The 12920-nt window shown below is 70.8% G+C and carries 13 protein-coding genes; 5 read left to right on the top strand and 8 right to left on the bottom strand.

The window, feature by feature from the left end; all coding sequences use genetic code 11:
• From HS104_37275 to HS104_37260, 4 genes are all read left to right on the top strand, one after another.
• On the top strand, positions 1–1149 hold the full coding sequence (locus HS104_37275) for a TIGR04222 domain-containing membrane protein (GenBank protein ID MBE7485610.1): 1149 nt from the start codon (positions 1–3) through the stop codon (positions 1147–1149).
• Positions 1118–2404: a hypothetical protein gene (locus HS104_37270; GenBank protein MBE7485609.1), complete on the top strand. Its 1287-nt coding sequence runs from the start codon at positions 1118–1120 to the stop codon at positions 2402–2404. Before HS104_37275 ends, HS104_37270 begins: the two co-directional genes overlap by 32 nt.
• Positions 2401–3375 carry a TauD/TfdA family dioxygenase gene (locus HS104_37265; GenBank protein MBE7485608.1) on the top strand — a complete coding sequence of 325 codons (975 nt, stop codon included), beginning with the start codon at positions 2401–2403 and terminating at the stop codon, positions 3373–3375. Before HS104_37270 ends, HS104_37265 begins: the two co-directional genes overlap by 4 nt.
• Before the next feature lie 228 nt (positions 3376–3603).
• On the top strand, positions 3604–4419 hold the full coding sequence (locus HS104_37260; protein MBE7485607.1) for a hypothetical protein: 816 nt from the start codon (positions 3604–3606) through the stop codon (positions 4417–4419).
• Between the two features lie 12 nt (positions 4420–4431).
• On the opposite strand, the gene HS104_37255 is transcribed toward HS104_37260, so the two are convergent.
• Together HS104_37255 and HS104_37250 are read right to left on the bottom strand one after the other, a co-directional pair.
• On the bottom strand, positions 4432–4746 hold the full coding sequence (locus HS104_37255; GenBank protein ID MBE7485606.1) for a hypothetical protein: 315 nt from the start codon (positions 4744–4746) through the stop codon (positions 4432–4434).
• Positions 4747–4899: 153 nt separating this feature from the next.
• Positions 4900–5331 (bottom strand): hypothetical protein, encoded by a 432-nt coding sequence (locus HS104_37250; GenBank protein ID MBE7485605.1) that lies wholly within the window; start codon positions 5329–5331, stop codon positions 4900–4902.
• Between the two features lie 66 nt (positions 5332–5397).
• Between HS104_37250 and HS104_37245 the strand changes: the two genes are divergently transcribed.
• Positions 5398–5874: a hypothetical protein gene (locus HS104_37245; GenBank protein MBE7485604.1), complete on the top strand. Its 477-nt coding sequence runs from the start codon at positions 5398–5400 to the stop codon at positions 5872–5874.
• On the opposite strand, the gene HS104_37240 is transcribed toward HS104_37245, so the two are convergent.
• The 6 genes from HS104_37240 to HS104_37215 all read right to left on the bottom strand — a co-directional run bounded on the left by HS104_37240 (position 5784) and on the right by HS104_37215 (position 12876).
• Complete coding sequence (locus tag HS104_37240) at positions 5784–6851, bottom strand: hypothetical protein (GenBank protein MBE7485603.1); 1068 nt, start codon at positions 6849–6851, stop codon at positions 5784–5786. The two genes, HS104_37245 and HS104_37240, sit on opposite strands and share 91 nt — an antisense overlap.
• Before the next feature lie 164 nt (positions 6852–7015).
• The gene (locus tag HS104_37235) at positions 7016–8224 is read right to left on the bottom strand and encodes a DUF1501 domain-containing protein (protein MBE7485602.1); all 1209 of its coding nucleotides are present in this window, start codon (positions 8222–8224) and stop codon (positions 7016–7018) included.
• Positions 8225–8232: 8 nt separating this feature from the next.
• Positions 8233–9750 carry a DUF1800 domain-containing protein gene (locus HS104_37230; GenBank protein ID MBE7485601.1) on the bottom strand — a complete coding sequence of 506 codons (1518 nt, stop codon included), beginning with the start codon at positions 9748–9750 and terminating at the stop codon, positions 8233–8235.
• Between the two features lie 85 nt (positions 9751–9835).
• The gene (locus HS104_37225) at positions 9836–11416 is read right to left on the bottom strand and encodes a DUF2088 domain-containing protein (GenBank protein ID MBE7485600.1); all 1581 of its coding nucleotides are present in this window, start codon (positions 11414–11416) and stop codon (positions 9836–9838) included.
• Positions 11413–12081 carry an HAD family hydrolase gene (locus tag HS104_37220; protein ID MBE7485599.1) on the bottom strand — a complete coding sequence of 223 codons (669 nt, stop codon included), beginning with the start codon at positions 12079–12081 and terminating at the stop codon, positions 11413–11415. The genes HS104_37225 and HS104_37220 overlap by 4 nt, the downstream gene beginning before the upstream one ends.
• A 60-nt stretch (positions 12082–12141) precedes the next feature.
• Positions 12142–12876, bottom strand: coding sequence for a hypothetical protein (locus tag HS104_37215; GenBank protein MBE7485598.1), 735 nt, complete (start codon positions 12874–12876; stop codon positions 12142–12144).
• Positions 12877–12920: the final 44 nt, after the last annotated feature.

Here is a 12920-nt window from a genome sequence, read left to right as displayed (position 1 = left end):
ATGCAAGATCTCCTCGACTTCTTCCCGTTCAACTTGCCACCGGGCGGACCGTTCCTGGACTTCTACCTGGTCCTGGCCTTCCTGACCTTCGCGGGCGCGCTGATCGTGCGCGCCATCGCCGCCCGCGTGTTGCTCGACGCGGCGCCGCCGCTGGCCACGCCGCGGACGTCGCCCGTGATGTGGGCGCAGGCCGCCGGCTCACCGTATCGCATGCAGGCGCCGCTGCCGGCCGAGCCGATGGCGGCGGTGCGGGGCCTGGCCAAGGGCTTCGTACCGCAAGGCGACGAGCTGGCCGCGGTGGCTTACCTCCGGCGCGGCGTGCCGGGTGTTGCGAACCTCTTGGTGACGCAGGCTCTGGGTGAAGGCTGGCTCGCGACCGGTACTCCGATCCCCGACGCGACCGGGACGCCGCAGACCGTGTACGTCGTCAACGCCGCTGCGGCGCCCAGCACGCCGCTCGGGCAGGCCTTCTTGCGGGCGCTCGGCGCGCCCGGCAGCCAGCTCACGTCCTCCACGCTGAGTCAGACCTCCGAGGCCGTCGCCGCCTCGCAGGAACGCGCGCTCCAGGACGTGCTGGCTCGCGCGGGCCTGATCCGCACGGCAGGTCGCATCGGCGCGTACGTGCTGCTGATGCTGGTGCCGGTCGCTTTCCTGGTGCTGGTGGCGGCTCTGCGCATCGGCTGGCTGATGGAGATCGATCGCCCCTTCGGCAACCTGTTCGTCGCCATGGTGGTGGTCTTCGCGGTCGGCTTCGTCCTGTCGCTGATCGGCCGCAAGAAGAGCACGCTGGCGGCGCCTTACCTGTCCTGGCTCGATGACGCGACGCTCTCGCTGCGCGCGGACGTGAGCGGCGGCCGGCGCTACGGGGCAGCCGACGTCGGCCTCGCGGTTGCGGTCGGCGGCGCGGCCGCGCTGGCTGCGGTGCCGGTCTTCGCCGCGCTCCAGCCCGCCATCCTGGGCGAGCGCCTGCTCTCGCCGGGCGACATCGCGACTGGGACGACCGGCGCAGGCAAGTGGGTGGCCTCGTCGTTCTCTTCGTCGGGCAGCTCGTCGAGCTGCTCGTCGTCCAGCTGCTCGTCGTCCAGCTGCGGCGGCGGCGGCGGTTGCGGCGGCGGCGGTGGCTGCGGCGGCGGCGGTGGCTGCAGCTAGCCCCTGCTTCGAGGTGCTCGACACGCTGGGCGGGTTGTTCACGCTCACCCGGGCGAGCCCCACGCTCGACGGCTCCATCCCGCTGCGCGCGGCGCAGGCCTGCACTCCGTTCCTGGAAGGCAACCGCGCGGGCTTCCAGCTCGAGCTCGGCCAGCGCCTGGAGCTCGCCAAGACCCTCGGCAGGGTCACGCTCCGCGAGCCGCCCGAGCGCTTGGTTCGATTGCTGCGGGGCAGCGTGCCCAGGCTCACGGTCGAGGGGCTCCTGCCGCCACAGGGGGCGCTGGCGAAGCGCCTCGGGCGAGGCCTGGTTTGGCGCGAGGGCCAGAGCTCCCGCGTGTCGCTCTTCACTGGGTTGTTCGTGCGCCCGCGGCCGGGCATCGTGCTCAGGCTGGGGCACGCCGGGAACAGGAAGAACGTGCTGTTCGACGTCGAAGAGCGCTGGCTGACCGACGTCACGCGCTTCGAGCCCGTCGTGCTCTGCCTCGAGCTGGGCGGAGAGGCACGCTTCCCGTTGAGCTTGCACGGCGAGCTTGCTTCGTTGATGCCGCTCTCGCCCCGCGTGCGCCTCGGGCGGGCAGAGCTCGGCGACGCCGAGGAGCTCGGGCGCGCGCACTTCGCCTTCTACGACCAGAAGTACTTCGAGCAGAAGAAGCGCGGCGCCACCAAGAAGTACAAGCGCCTGCTCTCGCGGGAGACGGACCAGCGGCCCGCCGCCGACGGCGAGCTCTTGACGGTGACGGCAGGACCGAGCTCGGTCGCCGCGGTGCGAGCGCCGGTACCGCACCTGGTCTTCGAGAACGCCGTGGCGTTCGAGGCCCGCTTCGACGGCCACGACACCCAGGTCGAGCCCGAGCGGCGCGCGCTCGAAGAGCTCGCTCGGAGCACGCGCGCCGCCTGGGCCAAGGTCTTCGACGCGGAGACGCTCGAGCGACACCGCGGCGCGCTCTGGTATTTCACCAAATACGTCACGCCGCACCAGGCGGGTGAGCCCCTGTTCTTCGTGAAGCCGCCGGCTCTGCTCCGCACCTCGCCGGGCTGGTCCACGCTGGTGGAAGGGCTGCCCGGCCCGGGCTACGAGGTCCTGCGCGGGGTAGTCGCCACGGATCGGTTCCACGCCTTGCCCGCGGTGTTTCGCCTGGGCTTCCCCGGGCGGCGCGTGGTGGTGAAGGCCGGAGCTCCGCTCGCGCGCTTCATCCCGGTCCCACGCCAATTGCTCGATGCCGGCTTCGAGCGGGTGGACTGGAGCTTTGCGTGACCCAGGTCGTGGCGTGGTCTGGCGACGCTGCGAGCCGCGCGCGCGTGCGCGCCCTGCTCGAGCAGCGTGGCTTCGCGCTGCTCCGGCCGGATCCGGCGCGGTTGCCCTCGGAGCTCGCCGCCCGCGACCCGTGGGAGACAGCGACGCTGTTCTGGGGGGAGCCGCCGGAGTTGGTGGAACGTCAGCCCATCGCGCCGGTGCCCTGGGGTCGCTCCTTCGCCTCGACCTCCGGCGACACGCCGCTGCACTCGGACAGTCAGCTCTACGCGGGGGCTCCGCCAGACCTCCAGCTCATGTTCTGCGAGCGCGCGGCCAGCCGCGGCGGCGAGACCACGCTGCTCGACACCTGGTCGTTGCTCGATGCCATCGAGCGCGCCGAGCCGGAGCTCTTTCGCCTGCTGTTTCACGCGAACCGCCGTATTCCCTTCGTGTTCGGCGACGTGGTCGGGCCGACCGTCTCGCTGCGACGGGGAGCCCTGGCGTTCACGCACTCGCCGATGCCTACCGCCGGCGATCCGATCGCCGAGCGGCTCCGGGCGCACCTCGAGCGCGCCGCCCTCGAGCGCGTACGCCCCGAGAGCGGCGAGCTCCTCGTGGTGGACAACCGTCGCATGCTCCACGGTCGCAGCGCATTCGACGATCCCGAGCGAAGGTTCACGCGCCTCCTGCTCTGGCTCCGGGCGCCGCTGCCCTGCCCGGCGCACCTCCGCGAGCTCTGCGAGCAGGCGCTCGCCCTCCGGGCACCCGAGCTCGCCGAGCTCCCGGCGAGCGCGCGCCGGCGGCTCGGCCTGGCGCTGCCCGAGGGACCGGGAGCCCTGCGACGCCGAATCGTGCTGGAGATGCTGCGCGGGGTTCCGCCCGGGGTGCTGGCGCGGCGCCACGGCGTCGACGAGCGTGAGCTGTACGCCTGGCGAGACCGCGCGCTCGCCGCCGCCGAAGCGGAGCTCGGCCGAGACGACGACGAGAGGTGACTCGAGCGCGGGCCGAGCGCTCAGGGCGCGACGTGGCTGGGGCTGCCCGCGAGGTGCGCCGCCATCCAAGCCGAGAGCTTGGTGCCGCCCACGCTGATCGAGTAGAAGCCGCTGCTCGTCAGGTAGGCGTAAAGGCGAACAGCAGCAGGGATATTGGCGCGCGCATGCCCGAGAGTACGCCCTGGGCGGTCGCCACGCCAAGCCCGAGCAGTGGTAGAGGTGACGGAGATGGCGGCGCTGATCTTCGACCCGGCCTACCGCCCGCTCCTGCTCTTCGGCACCGCGTCGAACGTCTACAGCTTCGTGCTGGTGGTGCTCGCGCTCCGCCACGGGGACTGGCTCACCGACCAGCGCTTCTCGCTCACCAAGTTCTACGTGCTCATGGGCTGGGTCCCGCTGGCCTTCGTGTCGTTGGCGCTCCTGATCAGCCCACGCTACCTGGCGCTGTTCGTGGCGGCAGGCCTCCTGGGCATCGTGGGCGAGCTGATCGTCTCGGTGGTCTGGCGGCGCTTCTTCGCCGAGCCGATCTGGACCTACAGCTACCGCTCGGTGCTGGCCGGCTACACCAGCACGCTGAACTTCCTACCCTGGGCCGTCGGCGCGCTCTTGTTCTGCGAGACGCGGCGCGTGCTCGGCGGCGCACCGCCGGCCGGGCTCGCGCTCGACCGCCCGCTCTGGGTGTGCGCCGCCGCGCTCGCGGCGGGAGTCCTCGTAGCGTGGCCGCTCAGCAGGCTGACCAGCGCCAGGGAGCGTCGCTTCACCAAGCGCGCGTTTGCGGTGTTCTGCATCCCCATCGCGTTCACGGGAGCGGGGCTCGCCGCGCTGGTGAGCCCGCACTACTTGCTCCTGATGGCCGCGTTCGCGCTGGTCGGCTTCCTCACCGAGTACACCTACGGGCGGGGAATGAGCCTGTTCTTCGAGCGCGGGCTCTGGACCTACAACCACTGGAAGATCGACCACGGCCACACGAGCTTCGTGACCTTCCCGCTCTGGGCGCTCGGCGGCCTGTACTTCCACTTCATCGCCGGCTTCGTCGGCCTGTGAGCGCGGCGTCGCTCACGGCAAGTGAGAGAGAACCCAGGGCAGCGCCAGCGCGAAGAGCGCGACGGTGACCGCGAACGAGGCGAATGCGATGCCGAGATCCCCTTGCCCGGTCGGCCGCACGCGCCGCTCCAGCGGGAACACCAGCGTCGGCTCGAGCTCCGGTTGGGAGAAGTCTCGGATCTCGGTGGCGCGCATGCCGCTCGGCTCTTCGCGCCAGACGCGCGTCGCCTCCATGTCGCTGGGCAGCGGATCGGACTTCACCCAGGTCGGCGCCGCATCGTCCACCTCCCACGTCGCCCCTGCCACCGTTGGCGCTGCCTGCCGCATCTCCGGTCTCCTTCGTGTGCGCTCTCTCCGCGCGCAAGCTCGCCTACATGCAGTGGACGTGCCAGCGGCCGAGCGCAGATGTTCCGCAGCATTTCACGCCCGGGCGCTCGGCCACGGCGCGGATCGCCAACGCTGCCCGCCAACCCGCGGTTGCTACTTGCAGGCCTTCGCGCACTCGTCGAAGGCGGCCTGACATTTGGCCGGGTCAGCGAAGGTCGGCATCCCGGCCTCCGTCTTGCCGGGCGTCAGACAGGCCTGCAGGACGCCCTGACACTTGGAGGCGCAGGCCGCGCTCTTGCCTCCGCCCGCGTCGCTCGGCGTGGCGGCATCCGCGGACGCACTTGCGTCCTTCGCGCCGGCGTCTTTCGCGCCAGCGTCCGTCTTCTTGGGGGCAACGGTCCCGGTCGGCGTCGGCGTGTCCGGCGTGGGCTCCGCGGCGCTCGGCTCCGTTGGCGTCGCGGCCGCCGTCTCGGCCGGCGGAGGCTCTGGCGGAGGCAAGGCGCTCGGCGCCGGCTCCTCCTTCTTGAACATCTTGCAGGCGAGCAGCGCGAAGAGGGCGAGGGCCGCAAGGGCGTATCGGCGCATGACCGACCGAGTACACGCTCCGCCGGCCGCTGTCACGGGGCTCGGCATCGAGCCAGTCTGTCCGCCATGAAGCTCGGTCTCGCATCGTTCTTGGTTCTCGGCGCGGCGGCGGGCAGTGGCGGCACCTCGGGCGGGCCGCCCGCCGAGGGGCCCATCACGGAGCTGCCTGCCGGCTGGAACGAGATCGCCCCCGGCGGTCAGACGACCTGCGCGCGTGGCGACGCCTACAAGTTCTGGGTGCGCCCCGGGAAGGTCAACCGGGTCGTGGTCGAGTTCCGCGGCGGTGGCGCATGCTGGAACGCCGTGACTTGCTTCCCCGACGCCAGGCTGTTCGAAGAGACGGCGACCGCCGAGCCGTGGGTCGCCGACGAGTCCAAGGCCGTCGGCATCTACGACCACAGCCGGGACGACAACCCCTTCAAGGACTGGCACCACGTGTACATCCCAGTGACTCACATGCAGCCGATCGGCTGCGTGCTGACCACCACGTCGTCGAACCAGATGCGGTTGCTGTGGCCGCCGGCGTCCTCCGTGGTGACGTAGTGCTGCAAGCGCACGCCGTTGAGCTTCAGCGTGGCGACGTCCCGGAAGCGAAGCCCCGTGACCTGGTGCACCGGCTTGCCGTCGATGAAGTAGGCCATCTCGCCGTTCTTCTGGCCGACGTCGTTGGCCTTCATGGTCATCTCCAGACAGACCCACTTGTCCAGGGGAAGCCCGACCTCCGGGCTCGGGTGGAACTCGTTGCCCCAGCAGCACTCGAGGCCGTTGCTGCAAGGCATTCCCTTCTGGGCACATCCGTCGCAGATCTGCTGCGGGTTGGCGTAGTTCGCGCAACTCGAACCCGGGTCGCACTTCATCTCGGGGAAGTACGCGTAGAAGAAGGTGTCGTGGCTCGGATTCTCGAAGTCCACGGTCGTACCCATGTGGCGCGTGCCATCGGGCCGGCAGCCCGCGTTCCCGTAGGCGTCCCAGTACTGCTCGCTGCCGTGGATGCTGAGGAAGTGGTGCACCTTCTGGTGGTCAGGAGCGAGGCGGAAGTAGGCACGGAAGTAGAGCTGATCGTAGCCGGTCAGCGCGCAACCGGGCTTGTTCTGCCCCTGACAAGTGCGGAACATGAGGTCGGCGCCTTGGTACCCCGCGCTGGCGGCGGCAGGCATGTAGAGCGCGAAGCCGCCGCTGTGCGCCTCCGTGCTCGAGGTCAGACGCCCGGGGTCGTCGGCACCGATGTTCTCGGTCCACTTGGAGCCGGCCAGCCAGGCGTCGAAGCCGGCAGCCATGCCCTCGAAGTCCTCGCACAAGAGCCACGCCGGGTGCGGGTTCTTGCAGTCGTAGCCCGAGCTGCTGCCCCCGCTGCCGGTGCTGCCGCCACCGCTCGGCGTGCCACCACCGCTCGGCGCGCCGCCGCTGGGCGCGCCGCCGCTCGTCGCGCCACCGCTGGACGTGCCGCCGCTCGAGCTGCCCCCGGTTCCGCCGCTGCTCTCGTCGGACGAGCAGCTCGCCGCGGCGAGTGACACCAACACGAGACCAACCATCCACCTCATACGCGCCTCACGCCTTCGGCCTCCGCGCAACCGAGAACCAGCAGCCCGACCAGCACCGCCCAAGCACGCGCCCGGCCCAGGTCCGGACTCATAGCACCGGGACGCTGCTCCGCCGATGTGCGCCGTGCCCCGACATTGGCGACTCAGGCCAGGATGTCGATTCCCCTAGGCGCGAACCCCGGCGCCACCCGCGACGCATCGCGCGCGCCGACGTGTTTCACGGCGAGCTCCGCCAAGACCTCCCGGTAGTCGGTGGTCACCGCCAGGTCGCGTCCTTCGTAGCGCGCCTCGCTGCCCAGGCCCGGCCACTTGCCATACACCTTGCCGCCGCGCACCCGGCCGCCCAGGAGCAACATCGCCGAGCCGTGGCCGTGGTCGGTGCCGCCCGTGCCGTTCTCCGCGACGGTACGGCCGAACTCGCTCATCACCAGGACCACGACCTCCCCGAAGCGCGCTCCCAGATCCTTGCGGAACGCAGCCAGACCCTTGCCCATGCCGTCGAGCAGGCGCGGCAGCCGACCGCTGTCCGCGCCGCCTTGACCCTGGTGAGTGTCCCAACCCCCGACGTCGATCCAGGCCGCCCTGAGCCCGACGTCCGCGCGCACCAGCGCCGCGACCTCGGCGAGCGGGCGCGCGCCTTCGGGATAGTCCGCTGCGTTCGTGGTGCGCTCGATTCTGGCGAGCTGCTTGGCGGCTCCGAGCGCGTCGCGTCCCGCTCGCACGACGGCGTCGTCCCCCGAGGCGTAGAGCGCGTCGAACGCCGTCTCGAGCCGCGTCGCGACACGCCTCGGTGCTCGGAGCGCGAACTGGTCCAGCCGCTTCGCCGTGACGACGTCCACCTCGCCGCGCAGCGCGAGCGGGCGCTTGGCCGCCAGCGCCACCACGCCGAGCGGCGTCCGCGGCTTGCCCGCGAGGCTCCGCGCGAGCCAACCGGTACGCGTCGAGTGCACGCCGGGCGTGGCCGTCTCGGCGTAGTCCTGCGCCTCGAAGTGCGAGCGCGTGGCGTGCGGCGATCCGACCGCGTGCACCAGCGCCAGCTCCTTCGCCTTGTACGCTGCCTCGAGGGGCGCGAGCCGCGGGTGCAGGCCGAATTGCCCGTCCAGGTCGATCGCGCCACCGGGTTTGCCCGGGCGCGCGATGGCGATGCTGCGACGCGCGGCATGATAAGCCGGGTCGGCGTGAGGCACGACGAGGCTCAACCCGTCCACGCCACCGCGCAGGAAGACCACTACCAGCACGCGGCCGTCCGCGGTGGTCGCGGCGCTCTCTGCGCCAGCCCAGCGCGGAAAAGCGGCGGCCAGCGCGCCGCCGGCGGAGGAGAGCAGGAGCGAGCGACGTGACATCTTCGACATGGGGGACCTCATTGACGCTGGTACTCCGGGCTGCCGACCAGGAGGGCGACCACCACGCTGCGACGCTCGGAGGCGTCATCGAGCCCGGCGAGCGCGCGCTCCACCACCGCCAGCGTCTCGGGGCGCGCTCGACCGCCGAGCAAGAGCCTGCTCGCCTTCGGCAGGAGCTCCGCGCCGCCGTCCGGCAGCGCCCGCTCGAGGTCGAGCTCGATGCCCGGCAACTTCCCGGCTCCGAACATGGAGGCGTAGCTCATGCGCGAGAGCAGCCCGCTGGTGCTCGCCCACTCGCTCTCCGCCTCGGGATGCCCGGTGGGGACGCTCTCGAGCAGGAGCGGCTCGCCCAGCTGCCCCAGCACCCGCGCCAGCTTCACGCTGCCGTCGGGACGAGCCCCGAGCGCGCGCGCGGAGCTCACCACGAGCTCGAGCGGTGACTTGAGCTTCTTGCCGCGCACGCTCTCGCTCCAGAAGCTGTCGTGCTCGGCGATGCTGCGCACGACCTTGGCGATGTCGCCGCTCGACTCGGCATAGGCCTTGGCGGCCGCATCGACGCACGCCGCCGGCGGCTCGTCAGCGACGAAGCGCGCGCACAGCTTCTTGCCGAGATGACGCGCCGTGGAGGGGTGCTCGGCCAACAGAGCGAGCAACACGCGCCCCTCTTCCTCGCCGCCGCCCGCTGCGAACTTCCGACCCAGAACGCTCTTCTCGGAACGGTCGTGCGCCCCTGCCCGGAACACGAAGCCGAAGCCGCCCTCGCGCGGGCGTCGCACGCTCCAGCCGGTCAGGACCCGGGCCGCGCCCTCCACGTCCGCCTGGACGTAGCCGCCGTCCACGCCGAGCGTGTGCAGCTCGAGCAGCTCCCGGGCGTAGTTCTCGTTGAGCCCACCGCGCTTGTCACCGCCGGCGCTCTCGCGCATCACCCGACTGCGGGCGTTGTCCAGGTAGAGCAGCATCGCCGGGTGTCGCGCCGTCGCGACCAGGAGATCCTCGAATCGGCCGAGCGCGTTGGGCCGCACGGCGCGCTCGACGAAATCGCCGGCGAACAGGCGCACGAACCCCTTCCTGGCGAACACGTTGAAGTGGTTGGTCCAGAAGTCGACCATCACCTCTTCGAGCTGGCGCTCGCTCAGGATGTGCCGCGTGAGCTCCGCCAGAGCCAGCTCCGCCAGGTGGTCCTTGGCCCTCTCTCGCAGCGCCTTCTGCACGCGCTTTCCGCCCTCGTCCCCGTCGTCGCCCAGCCAGCGCTCGAAGAGCTCTCCGGGGGTCTCGAGAGAGCGCCGGTAGGGCCCGAGGGCCTGGTCGAGGGCGGGCTGAGGCCGCGGGGGTCCGAGCTGGGTGTCGAGCCAGCGGGCCGCGCCGTCCTTGGCGACCGCCTCCGCCTGACCCGGCGCTGGGCCGAAGGCCAGCCGAGCGAGCAGGTGCTGCCCGTCGGCGGCGCTCAGGGCCCTCGGCGCCGGTCGCTCCGCGGCAACCGGCTCCGATCTCGCCGCAGCTGGCGCGTGCGCGCACGCCGCGAGGCCCCACGCCACGAGACACGTCGAAACCCAGGTGAATGGCCGTCCCACGTCGGGCCCATGCCGGGCGTCGGGGCGCGCGTTAAACCGGAGGGGTGTATCAGACCGTGACGTCGGCCATCACGATGGGCGGCACGTGCAGGCAGGCGATGTCCAAGCTCTTGTTCTCGCTGCCGCGGGCCCGGTACAGGGCCTCGTCCATGGTCGCGGCGGTCTCGTAGCCGAGCAGCTTGGGGATGTACTCGTTGTCCGCGCCGACCACGATCACCCGGCCGATGTGCTGGCGGCCGTTCTCGCCCCAGTACCACATGAAGAACGCGTGCGCCGGGTGGTAGGCGTGCCCGGTCCGGTACATCTGGATGAAGGCCGGGTCCTCCGCGAACTTCTTCTCGTAGCGCTTGTGGAGCTCCACAGCGTCCCGCGTCTCCGGCAACAGGCGGTGCACGAAGTCGATGTAGGGCGCGTGCTGCTCGTGGTCGAACTTGTCGGTGCACGGGTGCGTGACGATCAGCGTGCCGCCCTTTCGGAGCAGGGGCGCGCCCCGGTACATGTTGAACAGGTACCCCTGCGCCTGCACGCTGACGAGCAGCGGGTTCAGGAAGGCGTGCACGTTGTAGGGACCGATGTACGGGATGCCGGTGACCAGCACGTCGGCCTGCCCCTGCACCGGCACCATGTACTGTTCGTAGCAGCGCTCGAGGGTCTTCTCGTGAACGGCCTCGGTCTCGCCGGCCCACACCCCGGTCACGCCGTACGGCGCGGGGAAGCGATCGAACAACGCCTGCCGCGCGGCCTGGGGCAGGCGCCCGGTGGTCGCGCACAGGCCCTTCAAGAGCGCGCGCTCGCGGCCGTTCAGGTCGTCCTCGTTCTTGGCCAGGAACTCCAAGGGGCGATCGAACATCCGGTTGTTGACCGTCGTCTCGATGGTGAAGACGTTCAGCTTCGAGTTGGCGAGCCGCCCCATGCGGCAGACCCGCGTCGCGAGCTCGCTCTTCTTCGGATCCATGTAGCTGTCACAACCGCGGATGGTCTCCGGGTTGTGGTGCGCCGACAGGCTCCGGTAGCTGGTCAGCCCGCAGATCAGCGACTTGTGCCCGCCGTCCATGGGCACGAAGTTCAGGTTCACGTACACGATCAGGTCGCTCTCGACCGCGCGCCTGTTCATCTCGATCACCTCGCCGTGATCGGTGGTCCCGAGCTCGACCAGGTTGTCGTGATCCTCGGCGTCGTGGTTGTAGAGCCGGTCCGGCCAGTACGCGGAGAAGACGCGATCGCCCACCATGTGGCGGACCTCGGCCGCCTTCATTTTTCGGTGGATCCCGGTGGCGACGATGATCTCGATGTCGTCCACGCCGTGGTCGGCCAAGAGCGCCAGCACGATCTCGAGCACGCGCCCGCGCACGTCCGGCGCGCGCATGGGCGGCAACGGCAGCGAGATGTCGTCCACCGCGATGGTCAGCTTCATGCCCGGGCGGAGCTTCGCGTACAGCGGCTCGGAGCCCAGCGGGTGGTTGATCGCGTAACGGATGGCCGCGTCCACGTCGCGCAGCGGCTGGATGGGAGGCTTGGGGTAGATGCAGCGGGTGCCGGCGGGAAGGTCCGCCTCCACCAACTTGTCTCCGGCAAACAGCACGCGCGGCGCGCTGTCGCGATCGAGGGTCACCAGGCAGGGGTGGTTCATGACGAAGCTCTCAGGTCGAAGCTCGGCCAGCTGTAGGCTTTGGCCAGGAGCTTGAGCCGCGGGTCGGGGTTCACCGCGGCGGGATGACCGACCACGCTCAGCATGGGCAAGTCGGAGTAGCTGTCGCTGAAGGCGTAGCAGTCGTCGAGGTCGTGCCCGTGGACGCGGGCATGGTCGCGGATCAGCCGCGCCTTCTCGGGTCCCGCCACCACCGGCTTCTCCAGCTTGCCCGTGGCGTGGCCGTCCTTCATCTCCAGCCGGTTGGCGATCACCTCCTGAGCGCCGAGGTGATTGGCCAGCCGCTTGGCGATGAAGTCGAGGGCTCCCGAGATCAGCACCACCACGTTGCCGCGATCCACGTTCTTCTTCACGAGGTCTCGGGCGGCCGGGTAGATCGACGGGCGCAGCACCTTCTCGAAGACCTCGTCCGCGAGCAGCACGAGGCGGTCCTCGCTCATGCCTTCGTAGGAGCTGTAGAGCAGCTCGTTGAAGGTGCGCCGATCCGCCATTTCCGCGAAGCCCATGGCGGGCGCCTTGAACAGGGCACGGCCGAAGCGCATCGCGGTCTGCACCGGCGTGCCTTGGTTCAGGAGGTAGAACAAGGTCGGGTGCACGAGGTTCGTGCTGACCAGCGTTCCGTCGACGTCGAAGTAGCTCGCTGCCAAGGGGCGCGAACGCTTCCGCGACCCATGGCGCCTGTCAAGCTGGGGCCGACCCAGGCCCGATTACTGCGGCGCGTCAGGCAACTCGAGCCGCTCGCTGATCCGCCGCAGCGCACGCGCGGCTTCGGCGCGGACGTCGCGCCCCAGCTCGCGCACCAGGCGCTCGCGTGTGTCCGACTTGAGGCGCGCCGCCAGCGGCGCCGAGCGCACGTCGTTCTTCACCACCAAGAGCGTCTGGCACAACGACCCGCCGGTCCGCGCGTCGTGGATGGCGAGCCACGCCACCAGCGTCCCCGGCAGCCACTCCCAGCGCCCGCGGTCTACCCGGAACACGCGCTCTGCGCCGTAGTGCTCGGTGACGTGGAACACCCCCGCAAAGCGCCGCTTGCCGAGGCCCTCGACCTCGGCGACGAGCGCTTCGCTCGGCGCGCGTGCGGGCGGCAAGAGGCCGAGCTCGTCGCGCAGCGCGTGGAGCTTGGGCTGGGTCAAGGGGCCGCTCAGGGCCAAAGGCAGAAGCTGCTTCTTCTCGAAGCGCGCGTCGCGCACCGCGAGGACCAGCGTCCGCTCTTCGGCGGGGAGCGATCCGAAGCGCGCGTCGTCGCACTTCTCCTCCTTGGCGCTGCGGAGCGCGGACCAGTCCTTCGCGATCCAGGCGCTCAGGGTGTCGGCGAGCCGCGGGTCGGCCTCGGCCGGCGCCGCCGCCACCGCCTCCCGTTGCTCGGTCGGGGCAGGCTCCGCTGCATCGCCACCACAGCCGGGCAGGAGAGCGGCAAATGCGAGTACCCGGAGGCGAGCCACGCTTCGTTCAAGCAAAGCTCCAGCGAGCGGGCCAAGATCCCGGC

Source organism: Polyangiaceae bacterium (genome assembly GCA_015075635.1).
Lineage (GTDB): Bacteria > Myxococcota_A > Polyangia > Polyangiales > Polyangiaceae > JADJKB01.
This window is presented reverse-complemented; position numbering and strand designations above follow the sequence as displayed.

Excerpts from the sequence above, each read along its gene's own strand:
- HS104_37275 (MBE7485610.1), top strand. The coding sequence starts at position 1 with ATGCAAGATCTCCTCGACTTCTTCCCGTTCAACTTGCCACCGGGCGGA.
- HS104_37260 (MBE7485607.1), top strand. The coding sequence starts at position 3,604 with ATGGCGGCGCTGATCTTCGACCCGGCCTACCGCCCGCTCCTGCTCTTC.
- HS104_37255 (MBE7485606.1), bottom strand. The coding sequence starts at position 4,746 with ATGCGGCAGGCAGCGCCAACGGTGGCAGGGGCGACGTGGGAGGTGGAC.
- HS104_37250 (MBE7485605.1), bottom strand. The coding sequence starts at position 5,331 with ATGCGCCGATACGCCCTTGCGGCCCTCGCCCTCTTCGCGCTGCTCGCC.
- HS104_37245 (MBE7485604.1), top strand. The coding sequence starts at position 5,398 with ATGAAGCTCGGTCTCGCATCGTTCTTGGTTCTCGGCGCGGCGGCGGGC.
- HS104_37235 (MBE7485602.1), bottom strand. The coding sequence starts at position 8,224 with ATGTCGAAGATGTCACGTCGCTCGCTCCTGCTCTCCTCCGCCGGCGGC.
- HS104_37225 (MBE7485600.1), bottom strand. The coding sequence starts at position 11,416 with ATGAACCACCCCTGCCTGGTGACCCTCGATCGCGACAGCGCGCCGCGC.